Origin of the sequence: Streptomyces rubiginosohelvolus (assembly GCF_014649875.1) — a bacterium.
GTDB classification, from domain to species: Bacteria; Actinomycetota; Actinomycetes; order Streptomycetales; family Streptomycetaceae; genus Streptomyces; species Streptomyces rubiginosohelvolus.
In genome coordinates, this window is the sequence record NZ_BMTW01000019.1 from 34,073 (window position 1) to 49,128 (window position 15,056).

The 15,056-nt window shown below is 72.9% G+C and carries 16 protein-coding genes; 6 read left to right on the forward strand and 10 right to left on the reverse strand.

Going from position 1 to position 15,056, the window contains the following annotated elements; all coding sequences use genetic code 11:
• Positions 1-3: 3 nt before the first annotated feature.
• From IE134_RS30000 to lepB, 3 genes are all read left to right on the forward strand, one after another.
• A complete protein-coding gene (locus IE134_RS30000; RefSeq protein WP_030719601.1) occupies positions 4-513 on the forward strand; it encodes a mycothiol transferase in 510 nt (169 codons plus the stop codon).
• A gap of 112 nt (positions 514-625) precedes the next feature.
• Positions 626-916, forward strand: coding sequence for a hypothetical protein (locus tag IE134_RS30005; protein WP_030719604.1), 291 nt, complete (start codon positions 626-628; stop codon positions 914-916).
• 95 nt (positions 917-1,011) lie between these two features.
• Positions 1,012-1,716, forward strand: coding sequence for a signal peptidase I (gene lepB, locus IE134_RS30010; RefSeq protein ID WP_030719605.1), 705 nt, complete (start codon positions 1,012-1,014; stop codon positions 1,714-1,716).
• 3 nt (positions 1,717-1,719) lie between these two features.
• On the opposite strand, the gene IE134_RS30015 is transcribed toward lepB, so the two are convergent.
• The 6 genes from IE134_RS30015 to IE134_RS30040 form a co-directional block, all read right to left on the reverse strand.
• Positions 1,720-2,154, reverse strand: a complete 435-nt coding sequence (locus IE134_RS30015; RefSeq protein ID WP_030719608.1) for a protein-tyrosine phosphatase family protein — start codon at positions 2,152-2,154, stop codon at positions 1,720-1,722.
• A 29-nt stretch (positions 2,155-2,183) separates the two neighbouring features.
• Positions 2,184-2,456: an HPr family phosphocarrier protein gene (locus IE134_RS30020; RefSeq protein ID WP_030719610.1), complete on the reverse strand. Its 273-nt coding sequence runs from the start codon at positions 2,454-2,456 to the stop codon at positions 2,184-2,186.
• 53 nt (positions 2,457-2,509) lie between these two features.
• Positions 2,510-4,525, reverse strand: a complete 2,016-nt coding sequence (locus IE134_RS30025; protein ID WP_030719612.1) for a PTS fructose transporter subunit IIABC — start codon at positions 4,523-4,525, stop codon at positions 2,510-2,512.
• Positions 4,526-4,646: 121 nt separating this feature from the next.
• Positions 4,647-5,594 (reverse strand): 1-phosphofructokinase, encoded by a 948-nt coding sequence (pfkB, locus tag IE134_RS30030; RefSeq protein ID WP_030719614.1) that lies wholly within the window; start codon positions 5,592-5,594, stop codon positions 4,647-4,649.
• On the reverse strand, positions 5,591-6,352 hold the full coding sequence (locus IE134_RS30035; RefSeq protein ID WP_030719616.1) for a DeoR/GlpR family DNA-binding transcription regulator: 762 nt from the start codon (positions 6,350-6,352) through the stop codon (positions 5,591-5,593). The genes pfkB and IE134_RS30035 overlap by 4 nt, the downstream gene beginning before the upstream one ends.
• 202 nt (positions 6,353-6,554) lie before the next feature.
• A complete protein-coding gene (locus IE134_RS30040; protein ID WP_030719618.1) occupies positions 6,555-6,803 on the reverse strand; it encodes a DUF6296 family protein in 249 nt (82 codons plus the stop codon).
• A gap of 199 nt (positions 6,804-7,002) precedes the next feature.
• On the opposite strand from IE134_RS30040, the gene IE134_RS30045 reads away from it, so the two are divergent.
• On the forward strand, positions 7,003-7,791 hold the full coding sequence (locus IE134_RS30045) for a PepSY domain-containing protein (RefSeq protein ID WP_030719620.1): 789 nt from the start codon (positions 7,003-7,005) through the stop codon (positions 7,789-7,791).
• A 179-nt stretch (positions 7,792-7,970) separates the two neighbouring features.
• On the forward strand, positions 7,971-8,960 hold the full coding sequence (locus IE134_RS30050) for an alpha/beta fold hydrolase (protein ID WP_030719622.1): 990 nt from the start codon (positions 7,971-7,973) through the stop codon (positions 8,958-8,960).
• A 33-nt stretch (positions 8,961-8,993) separates the two neighbouring features.
• On the opposite strand, the gene IE134_RS30055 is transcribed toward IE134_RS30050, so the two are convergent.
• From IE134_RS30055 to IE134_RS30070, 4 genes are all read right to left on the reverse strand, one after another.
• A complete protein-coding gene (locus IE134_RS30055) occupies positions 8,994-10,304 on the reverse strand; it encodes a serine hydrolase domain-containing protein (protein WP_189432259.1) in 1,311 nt (436 codons plus the stop codon).
• A gap of 134 nt (positions 10,305-10,438) precedes the next feature.
• Positions 10,439-10,942 carry a GNAT family N-acetyltransferase gene (locus tag IE134_RS30060; protein ID WP_098017830.1) on the reverse strand — a complete coding sequence of 168 codons (504 nt, stop codon included), beginning with the start codon at positions 10,940-10,942 and terminating at the stop codon, positions 10,439-10,441.
• A 94-nt stretch (positions 10,943-11,036) separates the two neighbouring features.
• Positions 11,037-13,070: an ATP-binding protein gene (locus tag IE134_RS30065; RefSeq protein WP_189432262.1), complete on the reverse strand. Its 2,034-nt coding sequence runs from the start codon at positions 13,068-13,070 to the stop codon at positions 11,037-11,039.
• 143 nt (positions 13,071-13,213) lie between these two features.
• Entirely contained in the window at positions 13,214-14,188 is a 975-nt protein-coding gene (locus IE134_RS30070; RefSeq protein WP_030719631.1) for an LLM class flavin-dependent oxidoreductase, read from the reverse strand.
• Between the two features lie 163 nt (positions 14,189-14,351).
• On the opposite strand from IE134_RS30070, the gene IE134_RS30075 reads away from it, so the two are divergent.
• Positions 14,352-15,056 (forward strand): alpha/beta fold hydrolase, encoded by a 705-nt coding sequence (locus IE134_RS30075; RefSeq protein ID WP_030719634.1) that lies wholly within the window; start codon positions 14,352-14,354, stop codon positions 15,054-15,056.

Below are 15,056 nucleotides of genomic sequence, written 5' to 3' on the forward strand. Positions count from 1 at the left end.
CGGATGAACACCGCAGGCATGCTGGCCGAAGCGTTCGACCGGGTCGGGGAGGCCGTCCACGCGGCGGTTGAGGGGCTGCCGCCCGACGACCTCAACGCCCGGCTCGACGAGGGGGCCAATTCCATCACCTGGCTCGTCTGGCATCTCACCCGCATCCAGGACGACCACATCGCCGACGCCTCCGGCACGGCACAGATCTGGCTCACCGAAGGCTGGGCCGACCGTTTCGCGCTCCCTTTCGACGCGACGGACACCGGGTACGGGCACAGCAGTGACGAGGTCGCCGCCGCCCGCGTGGACTCCGCCGAACCCCTCCTCGGCTATTTCGACGCCGTACAGGAGCGGACGCTCGACTTCGTCGCGGGACTGGAGGGCCATGCCCTCGACCGGATCGTCGACGAGGGCTGGTCGCCCCCGGTGACTCTGGGTGTCCGGCTGATCAGCGTCGTCGCCGAGGATCTCCAGCACGCGGGCCAGGCCGCGTTCGTCCGCGGAGTGCTTCGGAGGGCCTGAGACCGGGGCCCGTGGGCCGGCGCGCACGGACCCGTGCACTGTTCCACCGGCGGTGCCATACTCGAAGGAAATCGGCCGGACAAGCAGTGTCATCGTCCGAAAGGTGACCATCATGAGCTGGGCATCCTGGACGACCAGCGGGGTCTACACGGGCACCGGCGGAGTGCGCACCGAAGAAGCGGGCATCCTCAGCGGCGACCTCACCGTGCATACGACATGGTTCGACGGACAGGCGTCGGTGGCCGTGCAGTACAGCGGTTCCTCCGACTGGTTCACCCTCGTGGGCAGCCCCGTGCCCTGCCCCTCCGAGGAGGAGAGCCGCACCTTCCACCAGAGCGTCGTCGAAGCCGTGCGCGCCGGAGAGGGCGCGAGAGTCCCGCCGGTCGGCGCGGAACCCGCATAGCGACCGTCGTCGCGCTCCACGCCCCATAGAGTGGATCACCGGACCCGTCCCCCGAGGGACGGGCGCAGGCGGCTCACGGGGCGAGGAGCGGTGGCATGGGGCGTGCGGGAGCGCGGCGTTCGAGGACACGGAAGAAGCGGCCGTTCTGGGTGGAGCTGCCGCTCCTGATCGTGATGGCCCTGGTGCTGGCCCTGCTCATCAAGACGTTCCTGGTGCAGGCCTTCTCCATCCCCTCGGACTCGATGCAGAACACCCTCCAGCGGGGCGACCGGGTCCTGGTCGACAAGCTGACCCCCTGGTTCGGCTCGGAGCCGGAACGCGGCGAGGTGATCGTCTTCCACGACCCGGCCGACTGGCTCGCGGGCATGCCCGTGGACGAGCCCAACACCGTGCAGAAGGTGCTGAGCTTCATCGGTGTGATGCCCTCCGCCGAGGAGAAGGACCTCATCAAGCGGGTCATCGGCGTCGGCGGCGACACCGTGGAGTGCGCGGGCGACGGGCCGGTGAAGGTCAACGGCACCGCCCTGGACGAGCCGTATGTCTTCCCCGGCAACACGCCCTGCAGCAACGACGAGGAAGGTGGCCAGTTCAAGGTCACCGTGCCCGACGGCAAGGTCTGGGTCATGGGGGACCACCGCCAGGAATCCGCCGACTCCCGCTACCACCAGGACGATCCCAACGAGGGGATGGTCCCGGTCGACGAGGTCGTCGGCCGGGCCGTCGTCGTCGCCTGGCCGATCGGCCGCTGGGCCACCCTGCCGGTGCCCGAGACCTTCAAGAACGTGCCCGACAAGCCCTGATACTCAGCGCGGCGCGAAGTTCCGTACGTACCGGCGCTGCCAGGGCGTCTCCACCGCCCGCGGGTGGTAGCCGGCGCGGACGAACGCCACCGCTTCCTCGGGGGGCACCCCGTCCAGGACGGCCAGGGCGGCCAGCGCCGTCCCGGTCCGGCCCATCCCGCCGCCGCAGGCCACCTCGACCCGCTCGTCGGCCGCCCGCTCCCACACCTCCCGGAGCAGGACCCGCGCCTCCTCCCGGTCCGCCGGGAGCCGGAAGTCCGGCCACCGCAGCCAGCGGGACTCCCAGCGGACCGGGGGCGGGGTGCGGCCCAGCAGGTATACGGCGAAGTCCGGTTCGGGGCCCGGAGGGAGCGGCTTGCGCAGACCCCGCCCCCGGACCAGCCGCCCCGACGGCAGGGCGAGGACGGCGGGGTCGGCGGCGTTCCAGTGTTCGGTCACGTCCCCCAACCTAGAGGGCCTTCTGCCGGTCAGGCGGCGGTATCGAGATCCCGCGCCAGCAGCTCCGCGAGCTCCTCGACCGCCGCCTGCCCGCCGTCGCCCTCGGCGCTGAGGACCACGGCCTCCCCGTACGGCGCCGCCAGGGCCAGGACCGCGAGCATGCTGCGGGCGTCGACCGGGTCGCGGCCCTCACGGGCGATGGTCACCTTGACCGGCTGACGGGCGGCGGCCTTGACGAACAGCGATGCCGGACGGGCGTGCAGCCCGCTGCGGGAGCCTATGACGACGGTCTGCTGGTGCATGGATCACTCCTGGGTGAGAGGGATGGTGGTGTCGTGCGGGGGTGGTGAGGTGCTCAGGCGGCGACCGTGACCCGGGAGTCGTCGGAGCCCGTGGCCCCTGCCTCCCCGGCCGCGTCCGGTGCCGCCCGGCGTGCGCCCTTGAGCAGGACGACGAGCGCGGTCGCCACCAGCGTTCCGGCGGCGATGGCGAGCAGGTAGAGGAACGGCTCGCCGATCAGCGGGACGACGAAGACGCCGCCGTGCGGAGCGCGCAGCGTCGCGCCGAAGGCCATCGACAGCGCGCCGGTGACCGCGCCGCCCGCCATCACGGACGGGATGACCCGCAGCGGATCGGCGGCGGCGAACGGGATCGCGCCCTCGGTGATGAACGAGGCCCCCAGCACCCAGGCCGCCCGGCCGTTCTCCCGCTCGGTCTTCGTGAACAGCTTCTTGCGTACGGTGGTGGCGAGCGCCATCGCCAGCGGCGGGACCATCCCGGCCGCCATGACGGCGGCCATCACCTTCAGGCTGCCGTCGGTCGGATCGGCGAGACCGCCGACCGCGAAGGCGTACGCCACCTTGTTCAGCGGGCCGCCCATGTCGAAGCACATCATCAGGCCGAGGACGACGCCGAGAATCACCGCGTTGGAGCCCGACAGGCCGTTCAGCCAGTCCGTCAGCGCGTTCTGCAGCGAGGCGATCGGCTTGCCGACCACGATGAACATCAGGAAGCCCACGACCGCCGACGCGATCAACGGGATCACCAGCACCGGCATGATGCCGCGCAAGGTCGCATGGACCGGCACCCGCTGGATCGCCATCACCACCGCACCGGCCAGCAGACCGGCGACCAGACCGCCGAGGAACCCGGCGTTCACCGTCAGCGCGATGGACCCGCCGACGAAGCCCGGCACCAGCGCGGGCCGGTCCGCCATCCCGTACGCGATGTACCCGGCCAGCACCGGCACCAGGAACGCGAAGGCCGCCGAACCGATCTGGTTGAGCAGCGCCGCCCAGCTGTCCGCCTCGCCCCACACGAAGTGGTCGGCCACCGACTTGGCGCTCGCTATCTCGTAGCCGCCGATGGCGAACGACAGGGCGATCAGCAGACCGCCCGCCGCGACGAACGGAACCATGTAGCTCACGCCGGACATCAGATACGTACGGAGCCGGACGCCGAAGTGCGCGTGATCCGCGCCGGATCCGTCACCGTCGCCGGAGCCCCTGTCGTCGTCGGCCTCGGACACGGCGGCGACCTCTCCGCGTTCCGCCTTGCGGCGGGCCTCGGCGATCAGTTCGGCGGGCCGGTTGATGCCCGCCTTCACCCCGACGTCGACCAGGGGCTTGCCCCGGAAGCGGGCCTTCTCCCGGACCTCCACGTCATGCGCCCAGATCACGGCGTCCGCCGCCGCGATGACGCCGGCGTCCAGCTTCTTGAAGCCGGCCGAGCCCTGGGTCTCCACCGTCACCTCGACGCCCTCGGCGCGGCCCGCCGCGGCCAGGGACTCGGCGGCCATGTAGGTGTGGGCGATGCCGGTGGGGCAGGAGGTGACGGCGACGATCCGGAACGGTGCGCTCCCGGTCGCTTCGGCGGTCTCGGACTCCGTGTCCTCTGCCCGCTCCTCCTCGGGGGCGTGCTCCTCCGCCGGCTCCTCGCCCCGGATCAGCGCGGCCACCGCCGCCGGGTCCGTTCCGGCGCGCAGCGCTGCGGTGAACTCCGGATCCATCAGCCGGCGGGCCAGCCCCGACAGGATGGTGAGGTGATCGTCGTCGGCCCCGGCCGGGGCGGCGATGAGGAAGATCAGGTCGGCGGGACCGTCGGCCGCTCCGAAATCGATGCCCGCCGCGCTGCGCCCGAAGGCCAGCGTCGGGGCGTTCACATGCTCGCTGCGGCAGTGCGGGATGCCGATGCCGCCGTCGAGGCCGGTCGGCATCTGTGCCTCACGTGCGGCGACGTCGGCCAGGAAGCCGTCGAGATCGGTGACGCGGTGCGCGGCCACCATCCGCTCGGCGAGCGACCTCGCCGCGGCGTCCTTCGTTGTGGCGGACAGATCGAGGTCGACCAGTTCCGCGGTGATCAGCTCACTCATCGCGGTGCTCCTTGCTCGGGGACCGCCGGGGCGGCGGCTCGGGGGGACGGGGCGGAGCTCGCGTACGGGTGGGGACCGTACGGGAGGTGCGGGGGCCGTGGGGGCGTGGGCGGTGTGGGGGTCATGGGGCCGGCTCGCTCAGTGCGCGGTGCAGCGGTACGTCGGAGGTCGTCACGACCGACGGCAGATCGAGGTCGGCCGGGGTGGGCATGAGGCTTCCGGCCAGCTGCACGGCCGCGGCCCCGTGGGCGACGGCCGAGGCGAGCGCTTCCGGGCCCCGCCCGCCCGCCGCGAGGAAGCCGGCCAGCGAGGCGTCCCCGGCGCCGACATTGCTGCGTACGGCGGCCACCGGGGCGGTCGCGAAGTAGGCGCCCGACGCCTCGACCAGCAGCTGTCCGTCCGCTCCCAGGCTCGCCAGCACCGACCGGGCGCCGCGCTCGCGCAGCTCCTCGGCGGCCTTGAGCGCGTCGCCCACCGTGGCCAGCGGGCGGCCCACGGCCTCGGCCAGCTCCTGGGCGTTGGGCTTGATCACGTCGGGCTCCTCGGCGAGCGCGGCGGTGAGGGCCGCACCCGAGGTGTCCAGCGCGATCCGGGCACCGGCACGGTGACTCCGCTCGACCAGGTCCGCGTACCACCGCGGCGGCAGTCCGCGCGGCAGGCTCCCGCAGCAGGCGATCCAGTCGGCGGCGGCGGAGCGGACCCGTACCGCTTCGAGGACGTCCTCCGCCTCGGCCGGACTCAGTTCGGGGCCCGCCGCGTTGACCTTGGTGAGGGTGCCGTCGGGTTCGACGAGGGTGACGTTGATCCGGGTGTTCCCGCCGATCGGCACCCCGGCCGCCTCGATGCCCAGGTCGCCGAGGAGCCGGGTGAGCAGGGCGCCCTCCGGACCGCCCATCGGGGCGACGGCGACGGTGCGGTGCCCGGCCGCCGCGACCGCGCGGGAGACGTTGACGCCCTTGCCGCCCGGGTCGACGCGGTCCGCCGTGGCGCGCAGGACGGTGCCGCGCGTGAGGCCGGGCAGCTCGTAGGTCCGGTCCAGGCTGGGGTTGGGGGTGACGGTGAGGATCATGCGCGTACTACTTCCGTGCCCCGGCTCTCGATGGAGCGGGCGTCGTCGGGGCTGAGGCCCGTGTCGGTGATGAGCAGGTCCACATCGGTGAGGTCGCCGAAGCGGGCGAAGTGCTCCTGCCCGAACTTGCCGGAGTCGGCGAGCAGGACGACCCTGCGGGCCGCCTTGATCACGGCCCGCTTCACCGCGGCCTCGGCGAGGTCGGGCGTGGTCAGACCGCGGTCGGGACAGAAGCCGTTGGTGGCGAGGAAGACCACGTCGGCGTTGATCTCGGCGTACGAACCCAGCGCCCAGGCGTCGACCGCCGCGCGCGTACGGTGCCGGACCCGGCCGCCCACCAGATGCAGTGCGATGCCCGGGTGGTCGGCGAGCCGGGCGGCCACCGGCAGCGCGTGCGTCACGACGGTCAGCGCCGCGTCGACGGGTACGGCGGCGGCGAGCCGCGCGGTGGTGGTCCCGGCGTCGACGATCACATTGCCGTCGGCGGGCAGTTCGGCGAGGGCGGCCTGCGCGATGCGGTCCTTCTCGTCGGCGGAGAGGGCGTCGCGCTCGGCGAGGTCCGGCTCGAAGTCCAGCCGCCCCACCGGGATCGCCCCACCGTGCACCCGGCGCAGCAGCCCCGCCCGGTCCAGGGCCTTGAGGTCCCGCCGGACGGTCTCGGCCGTCACCTGGAACTCCTCGGCCAGGGACAGCACGTCGACCCGGCCGCTCTCCTGGGCGAGGCGGAGGATCTCCTGCTGACGCTCCGGTGCGTACATGTGGTTTCGTTTCCGTTTCATGCCCGAGTCTGTGGTTTCGCGCTCAGGTTACGTCTGGGGTGCGGGAATGTAAACACATTCGGGCGACGTATGGGCATGAACGGACGCGGCGGGCTCCTGCCGGGCGTGGGCACACGAGGGGGATGGGCGCACGCGCGGGCGGGGCGCACCGGTCACCGGTGCGCCCCGCCCGACGGTCCGGTCAGCGCGTGCCGGGCGCGTCCTCGGTCAGGGGGCGGGCCAGCAGGGGAGCGCCGGGGACCTGGTGGCCGCCGCTGGCGAGCATGCGGACCTCGCCCCGGTCGCTGATCTCGGCGCGGACGATCCCCGTCTCGTCCTCGTACACCGGGAACCCGCCGGCCCCCAGCCGGTCGGTCAGCCGGACGGAGACCACGTCGTCCGCGGCGCCGGACATCTGGAAGATCAGCTCGTAACGCTCGGTGTGCACCATCTGGTTCATGACGTTCTCCCGGCCGTGCGCGGAGAATACGGCCCTGCCGCCATTGTTTCGCACCCCGGCGTGGACCGCCCGGGGAGCGACGGCCAACGGGCGGAGCCGCCCGGTCGATCGGGTGACTCCGACCGGTAGGACAACATGACAGAAGGCGTGGAGGGCTAGGCATGCGTGCATGAGACTTGAGCCTCGACGAATGAACAGTGCCTCCTCCCGTTCCCGCACTCTCAAGGCGGTCGGCGCCCTCTCCCTGGCCGCGGCCACGGCCCTCCTGATGACCGGCTGCGGTCAGAGCTCGGACGGCGCGAGCAGCGCGGCCACCTCCGAGGCGGCCAAGGTCGTCCCGCAGAAGCAGACGACGACGCCGTCGGCCACCGCCCAGCTCACCGAGGACCAGCAGGAACGCAAGACGGTGCTCGACGCCACGAAGGTCACCTTCGACGACGCGGCCACCACCGCCACCGGCGAGGTAGCCGGAAGCAAGCTCGTCGAACTGGACCTGGAGGGTGTGGACGACGACGACAACCAGAGCCCCAGCCCCACCGCGACGGGCAGCCCCACGGGATCGCCCAGCCCGACCGGCTCCCCGAGCCCGACCGGAACCGGCAGCCCGAGCGCGAGCCCCGGCGCCGACGGCCCGGTCTGGGTCGCGGAGGTCGCGGAGAAGGACGGCACGATCCACACCGTCCGGATCAACGCGGTCGACGGCAAGGTGATCGAGGCCCGGGTCGACGCGGACCAGGACGCGGACGACAAGAAGCAGACGGCCGACTGGCTGGCCCAGGCCACCCAGACCCCGCAGCAGGCGGCCAAGGTCGCCACCGAGAAGAAGAAGGGGACGGTCACCTCCGTCAGCCTGGACGACAACGACGGCAAGGGCGTCATCTGGCAGGTCGACGTGGTCGGTTCCGACTGGAAGAAGACGACCTTCGACGTGGACGCCAAGAACGACACCATCGTCCGCGAGGAGACCGACGAGGACTGACCGCCTCACCACCCGACCCGCGAAGGGGTACGCCGGACACCCGGCGTACCCCTTCTTCCTGTACGCGCCGCCTTGTTGTGCGAGTTTGCCGGAATGGCAACTCTGATCGCGTCGGACGGGCACCGCGCCGCATGATCGCCGCGTACCCGCATCCGTCCCCGAGCCGAGGAGAAACGCCCATGCAGCCCGGATCTTCCGCCGCACCGCGCCACCGAACCGTCGAAGCGCCGCCCGGACGACTGCACCTGGTCGAGCAGGGCTCCGGCCCGCTGGTCCTCCTGGTGCACGGCTTTCCCGAGTCCTGGTACTCCTGGCGGCACCAGCTCCCGGCCCTCGCCGCGGCCGGCTACCGGGCGGTGGCGATCGATGTGCGCGGCTACGGCCGCTCCTCCAAGCCGGCCGAGACCGACGCCTACCGGATGCTGGACCTCGTGGCGGACAACGTCGCCGTCGTCCGCGCCCTCGGGGAGGAGAGCGCGGTGATCGTCGGCCACGACTGGGGCTCCACCATCGCCTCAGCCTCCGCCCTGCTCCACCCCGAGGTCTTCACCGCGGTGGCCCTGCTGAGCGTCCCCTACGCGCCGCCCGGAGGCCCCCGCCCCACCGACATCTTCAGCCGGATCGGCGGCCCCGAGCAGGAGTTCTACGTCTCCTACTTCCAGGAGCCCGGCCGTGCGGAGGCGGAGATCGAGCCCGACGTCCGGGGCTGGCTCGCGGGCTTCTACGCCGCCCTGTCCGCCGACACCATGCCCGCCCCGAACGATCCCGACCCGCACTTCGTCGCCCGTGGCGGCGGCCGGCTGCGCGACCGCTTCCCCACGGGGGCGCTTCCGGCCTGGCTGAGCGAGGACGACCTCGACGTCTACGCCGGGGAGTTCGAGCGCACGGGAATCACCGGAGCGCTGAACCGCTACCGCAGCATGGACCGGGACTGGGAAGACCTCGCCCCGTACCGCGGAGCCCCGGTCGAGCAGCCGTCCCTGTTCATCGGCGGCGCCCTGGACGCCTCCACCACCTGGATGTCCGACGCCATCGACGCCTACACCACCACCCTGCCCGGCCTCGCGGCCTCCCACCTCCTGGACGGCTGCGGCCACTGGATCCAGCAGGAGCGCCCCGACGACGTCAACCGGCTGATGACCGACTGGCTCGCCACCCTCCAGGGCTGAACCGGGCGGGCTGTCGGGGCACGATGACCTGTTCTAGTACGCGCCGCCCGGCTTCCGGCGGTCGAGCAGCCGGCAGACGAAGTCCTCCTGGAGCTTGCGGAGGGTGGCCAGCAGCCGCGGGTTCGTCGAACTGTTCACCTGGGAGGTGAGGGAGACGGTCAGGGAGCGTTTGCCGTCCTTGGTCGCCGCGGCCAGCTGGGTGTAGCCGGGGAAGTTGCCGGTGTGGCCGTACACGGTGCCGCAGCGCGTCGCGTACGAGAAGACGGCGAGACCGGCCTTGTTACGCCCGGGACCGGCGGGTTCGGAGCTGCCCGCCACGAACGACAACTGCTGTTTGCGGACCGCCGGGCCGAGCCCCAGCCCGCCGGCGTAACCGCGGATGAAGGTTCCCAGGTCCCGGGGCGTGGAGACGATACCGCCCGACGCCCACACACCCGAGGCGCTGAGCACCGTGCTGACGTCCTCCGGCGCGCCCGGCTCGTCCACCGCGTAGCCGTGCAGATAGGGCGTGGGCAGCCGGTAGCCCTGCGGGAGGCTGGTGTCGCGCAGGCCGAGCGGCCGGTAGACGAGTTCGGCGAGGAGCTTCTCGTACCGCTGACCCGTCACCGCCTCGGCCATCAGCGCCACGGCGATGTTGTCGGAGTTGGAGTAGCGGTACGCGGACCCGGGCCGGAACCGCAGCGGGTCCCCGGCGACGTAGTCCAGCAGCCGGCGGGAGTCGAAGTGCCTGCGGGGATCGGCCGTCAGCTCGGCGATGAACGTCGGGTCCTCGGTGTAGTCGGGGAGCCCGCTGGTGTGGTTCAGGAGCTGGCGCAGTGTCACCCGGTGCCAGGCGGCGGGCAGCCTGGGCAGCCGCCGGCCGATGGTGTCGTCGAGACCGAGCGCGCCCCGCTGGGTGAGTTGCAGGGCGACCGAGCCGCTGAAGGCCTTCGCCGTGCTGGCGATCCGCATGTGGTCGGTGGTCCGGGGCGGGCGCCCGGTGCCGAGCTGCGAGGTACCCGCCCGGTACACCTCGCTCCGGCCGTCGGCCGTGAGGACGGCGATGGCGCCGGGCGGCCCGCCCGGGGTGTCCACGAGCGCCTGGAGCCCGCGCCGCAACGCGGGGTCGGCCGGTCCGTGCGGGCCGCCGCCCCCGTCCGGGCCTCTGTCACCGCCCGCGTGGGCCGGGCCGCTCATCAGCCCGGCGAGCGATGCGGCGGCGAGGGCGGCGACGACGGCCCTCCGCCGCCGGGGCCGAGGGCGGGGGAGCGGGGCGTCCGAGTGGGAACGTGCGGGCACGGGGGCCTCCTGAAGGCGGTGGGCGAAAGGCGGAGCGGTACGGTCCGCTCCCGCGAGCCCCAGCATCGGGCGGCCGGACCGTGCTTGCCCCCGAGGTGGACCATCCGGGCGACCACCGCCACACCCCCGGCGTCAGGCCGCGTGCCCGGCCCTGCCCGCTCTGCCGCCGCTCCTGGCCGCCGCTCTCTCCGGCGCGGCGGTCAGTGGGCCGGGGGAGCGCCCCCGCTCAGATCCAGGACGTACCGCCGCCCGGGGCGGTCGCCGAACATGACGTCCTCCAGCGGCTCGAACCCCGTACGTGCCAGCACCGCGCGGGAGCCCGTGTTGTCCAGCGTCGTCTCGGCGCGCAGCGAGGTGAGCCCGTACTCCTCGACCGCCAGCACACAGATCTGCTGGACCGCCCAGGTGGCCAGCCCCTGGCCCGCGGCCTTCTCCGCTATCCGGTAGCCGAGCTCGGCCGAACCGTCCCGCACCTCGACGAGGTTGATCCGGCCGAGGACGCCGCCGTCGCCGTCCTCGATGAGGTGGAGGTGGTGCAGCCCCGCGTCCTGCTCGGCGAGCAGGACGCGATGGCGTTCGGCGAACTCGGCGAAATAGGCGTCGCCCCGGTCGGTGATGGACGCGGCGAAGTAGGTCCGGTTCTCCCGCTCGAAGGCGAGCAGAGCCTCGGCATGGTCGGGGCGGAGTCGGCTGATCGACGTCATACCCGGGATGCTAAGCCCACGCTCCCCCGGGGTGTCTCCCCGATTCACCGGCCACATCCTGCCGGACTGTCCGACGGGAAGGGCCGGACTGGACCTAGCCGGGGTTCCCGCGCTCCAGCGCGAGGGCCAGGCCGCGTTCGGCGTCGTCGGCCGATGCGCGCCGGTAGGCCCGCTCGTACGCCGAGTCACCTGCGGCCTGCCGGGCCCTCAGCTCCCACTGCTCGCGGATCGCCCCGAGCTCCGGGGTGCCCCGGTGCGGGTGGCCGATCATGCGCCAGTAGGCGTGCCCCGTACCGGACGCCCGGGCCGCGGCCACCCCGTTCCCCTGGGCGGCGATGGCTCCTGCGAGCAGATCGAGACCGAGCGCGATGCCGAGGCTGTCGTGGAGCTCGTGCTTGCTCGCGAGCATCGCGCGAGCGTGGCTCTCCGCATGACGGGGACGGCCCTGGAGAAGGTGTATGAGGGCGAGCTGATGATCGGCGTACGCCCGTGCCCAGTGCTCGCCGAACCGCAGACTGATCCGCTGGAGCCGCATGGCCTCCTCGTACGCCTCGTCGAGCCGACCGAGCGCCGACAGGGCGAACAGGCGTATCACCCGGCAGCGGAGCTGCGAGGGCGTGTCGGCCGGGTCCCCCGGGTGGTCCTTCAGCGCGCGGTCGCTGACCGAGTACGCCGTGAGCGGCCGGCCCATCATCAGATACGTGAAGCTCACGGAGTGGGCCGCGAGGAGCACCGACTCCGGGGCCTCCTCGCGGCGGGCCGCCTGCTCGCACTCCTCGCCGGTGCGGCGGGCCGCCTCGTGGTCGCCCTGGAGCGTCAGCGTGATCCCCAGGGCCCAGAGCGCCCGGGTGCGGTGCGGGCCGGAGGAGAGCGGCAGGGCGAGCACCCGTTCCAGGTACGTACGGGCCTGGTGCAGATGGCCGCAGCAGCTCCAGAAGAGACCGGCGCACCCGGCCATCTCCATCGCCATCTCCGGGTCCTCGGCCAGCAGATGGTCCAGGGCCGCGCACAGGTCCGCGTGGGTGTCGGCGATCCGGTGGTACCAGAGGACCTGCGAGGGCCCGAGCCACCCCGCGTACGCCTGGACGGCGACATGGGCGAAGTGCCGGGCGTGACGGTCGGCGAGGAGCGCGTCCTCCGCCAGCTCCGCCAGCCACATCGCCCCGTACTCGCGCAGCGTGTCCAGCATCCGGTAGCCGTCCCCGGTCCGCCGGAGCACGGACTGGTCGGCCAGGCGTTCCAGCGCGGGCGCGACGGCCTCCGCCTCCAGCGGCCCGCCCGCGCACACCGCCTCCGCGTCCGGCGCCGTGATGACGCCCCGGAAGACGGAGAGCCGTGCCCACAGCAGCCGCTCCAGCGGGGCGCAGAGCTCGTGGCTCCAGCCGATGGTGGTGCGCAGGGCCCGGTGGCGGCGCGGCCAGACGGTGTCGTCGGTGAGGTCCTCCGCCCGGGAGGCCAGCCGCCCGGTGATCTCCTGCGCGCTGCTCTCGCGGAGCTGGGCACAGGCCAGTTCGACGGCGAGCGGTATGCCGTCGAGGCGGCGGCAGATCTCGGCGACGGCGGCCGTGCTCGCGGGATCGTCGAGCGAGACATCGGGAGCGACGGCGGCCGCGCGTTCGCGGAAGAGCCGGGCGGCCTCGTCGCCGTCGTCGCCCGCGGACAGAGGGGGCACCTCGACGCACCTCTCGCCCGCCGAACCCAACGGCTCCCGGCTGGTGGCCAGGACCGTCAGCCCCGGGGCCGCGGCGAGCAGTTCGGTGACGAGCCGGCCGCAGGGGCCGACGATCCGCTCGCAGCAGTCGAGGACGAGGAGCAGCTCTTTGCCGGACAGCCATTCACCGAGCGCTGCCACCGGCCGGCGCGGACTGTGGTCCAGGAGCCCGACGCCGTCGCAGACCGTCGTGGCGAGCAGCTGGTCGTCGTGGAGATGGGAGAGGTCGGCCCACCAGACGCCGTCCGTGTACCGGCCCTGGGCACGCTCGGCGGTGCGCAGGGCCAGCCGGCTCTTGCCGACCCCGCCGCTGCCGGTGAGCGTGACCAGCCGATGATCTCGAAGTGCCCGTTCGATGCTGACCAGTTCGCTGGTGCGGCCCACGAAACTGGTCGTCACGACGGGAAGGTTGCCCATCACGGGGACATCCTGCCTCGCCCGGGCCCACCGCCTCCGTTCATAGCGAAAAGCAGTCAGAAACGGCCGACAATGCATCTCTTTCGATCGGCGAGCGGCATTGATCGAAAGGTGTGGCGGTGCCCCGGTAGTTGTGGTGCTGCTCAGACGTCGAGAACGGCCGCCAGTGAATCGAGGGCTCCCAGCGGATCGGGGCCGACCGGAGCCAGCACGGTGTCGGTGACTCCCGCCGTCCGTAGCCCGTCGAGACGGGCCCGGGCCTCCGCAGGCGTCCCGGCCACGGCGAGCCGGGCGACCCAGCCGTCGGGCATGCGCGTCACGAACTCCTCGCGGCTCGCGCACCCGGCCCGCAGCGCGACCAGTTCGTCGGCGAACGGGAGCGGCGCGATGTGCGCGTGCCAGTCGGGCTCGCCGATCCACTCCAGACCCGGGCGGGCGGCGGCCAGCGCAGCGGCCGGATCGGCGTCGACGGACGCGATGTTGTACGCGACGAGCCGGTGGGGGCCCTCGGCGGCGATGTGTCCGAGCGCCGCCCGCGCGTACTCCGGGGCGACCGGCTCCGCGAGGACCGTCCCGTCAGCCACCTCACCGGCGAGCGCCAGGGACTTGGGGCCGCGTACGCCCGCCAGGATGTCGGGCACGACGTCGGGCAGCGCGCTGCGGTCGAGCTGTACGCCGTCGAGGTGCACGTACTCCCCGCGAAGCTGGAGCAGTTCGCCCCGGAGCAGGGCCCTCAGGGCGTCGACGTACTCGCGGAGGAAGGTGAGCGGGCTGCGGGGCCACTGGCCGACGCTGCGCATCCAATGGGGCATACCGTGCCCCACGGTCACGTCGATCCGGCCGGGGAAGAGCTGCGCCAGCGACGCGATCTCCAGCGCGGCGAACGCCACGTTGCGGGCTCCGGCGGGCAGCAGTCCGATGCCGACCCGGATCCGGTCGGTGGACGCCAGCACGGCGGCCGCCTGGGCGATGCCGCCACGGAAGCCGAGGTCCTCGACCACCCAGACGGCGTCGAACCCCAGCTCCTCGGCCCGTCGCGCGTACGGCAGGACGCGGTCGGCGGGCAGGTCGCGCGGCAGCAGGACGCCCACGGTCCGGTCGGCGGCGGGGGAACGCACAGGTGCTCTCCTTCGGTCGGCGGCCGGACGGCGGCGAACACTCCGTCCACCACGCAGCCCCGGCCTGCGAGGACAGACAAGCAGACAGCGAGGCACCGAGGGCCCGCGGGGCGGGGGACGGCGACGGCGAGGCGCTGTCATACCCCTGCGCTACGTTGCTGACATGACGCAATTCGTACTCGTGGCAGGGGCTTGGCTCGGTTCGTGGGCGTGGCGCGACGTGGAGCCCGACCTGCGCGCGGCCGGTCACGCGGTCCACCCGTTGACGCTGTCGGGGCTCGCCGACAAGCGGGGGACGGCGGCGGGGTTGCAGACACACGTCCAGGACATCGTCGACGAGGTCGAGCGCCTCGGCCTGCGCGATGTGGTGCTCGTCGGCCACAGCTACGCGGGTATCCCGGTCGGGCAGGCGGCCGAGCGGATCGGTGACCGGCTCGCCCGCGTGGTCTTCGTCGACTCCAACGTCCCGGTCGACGGCGAGTCGTTCGTCTCCGGCTGGCCGGACGGCCGGGCCGGTGTGGAGGCCGCCATCGCCGCCAACGAGGGCTTCTGGCCGTCGCCGGCCGCCGACGACTGCGCGGACCAGGGCCTCACGGACGAGCAGATCGCCCGGTTCATCGGCGGCGCGACACCCCACCCCGGCGCCACGCTCACCGATGCCGCCGTCCTGGCAGGCCCGTTGGGGCTGCTGCCCGCGACGTACGTCAAGTGCCTGCTCGACTGGCCCGAGCCGAGCCCCGAGGTGGCCGAGCTGCTGACGAGCGAGCGCTGGCGGCTGGTCACGATGGACACTGGCCACTGGCCGATGTTCTCGCAGCCGCGCGAGCTGGCCCGGATCCTGCTCGACGCGGCGGGAACGGAGGGGTGA

What these genes read in the sequence shown, in the direction of transcription:
- IE134_RS30005 (WP_030719604.1), top strand. Translation starts at nt 626, where the DNA reads ATGAGCTGGGCATCCTGGACGACCAGCGGGGTCTACACGGGCACCGGC.
- IE134_RS30025 (WP_030719612.1), bottom strand. Translation starts at nt 4,525, where the DNA reads ATGAGTGAGCTGATCACCGCGGAACTGGTCGACCTCGATCTGTCCGCC.
- IE134_RS30065 (WP_189432262.1), bottom strand. Translation starts at nt 13,070, where the DNA reads ATGGGCAACCTTCCCGTCGTGACGACCAGTTTCGTGGGCCGCACCAGC.
- IE134_RS30020 (WP_030719610.1), bottom strand. Translation starts at nt 2,456, where the DNA reads ATGCACCAGCAGACCGTCGTCATAGGCTCCCGCAGCGGGCTGCACGCC.
- IE134_RS30040 (WP_030719618.1), bottom strand. Translation starts at nt 6,803, where the DNA reads ATGGTGCACACCGAGCGTTACGAGCTGATCTTCCAGATGTCCGGCGCC.
- IE134_RS30000 (WP_030719601.1), top strand. Translation starts at nt 4, where the DNA reads ATGAACACCGCAGGCATGCTGGCCGAAGCGTTCGACCGGGTCGGGGAG.
- IE134_RS30060 (WP_098017830.1), bottom strand. Translation starts at nt 10,942, where the DNA reads ATGACGTCGATCAGCCGACTCCGCCCCGACCATGCCGAGGCTCTGCTC.
- IE134_RS30035 (WP_030719616.1), bottom strand. Translation starts at nt 6,352, where the DNA reads ATGTACGCACCGGAGCGTCAGCAGGAGATCCTCCGCCTCGCCCAGGAG.
- IE134_RS30075 (WP_030719634.1), top strand. Translation starts at nt 14,352, where the DNA reads ATGACGCAATTCGTACTCGTGGCAGGGGCTTGGCTCGGTTCGTGGGCG.
- IE134_RS30055 (WP_189432259.1), bottom strand. Translation starts at nt 10,304, where the DNA reads ATGCTGGGGCTCGCGGGAGCGGACCGTACCGCTCCGCCTTTCGCCCAC.
- lepB (WP_030719605.1), top strand. Translation starts at nt 1,012, where the DNA reads ATGGGGCGTGCGGGAGCGCGGCGTTCGAGGACACGGAAGAAGCGGCCG.
- IE134_RS30045 (WP_030719620.1), top strand. Translation starts at nt 7,003, where the DNA reads ATGAACAGTGCCTCCTCCCGTTCCCGCACTCTCAAGGCGGTCGGCGCC.
- IE134_RS30050 (WP_030719622.1), top strand. Translation starts at nt 7,971, where the DNA reads ATGCAGCCCGGATCTTCCGCCGCACCGCGCCACCGAACCGTCGAAGCG.
- pfkB (WP_030719614.1), bottom strand. Translation starts at nt 5,594, where the DNA reads ATGATCCTCACCGTCACCCCCAACCCCAGCCTGGACCGGACCTACGAG.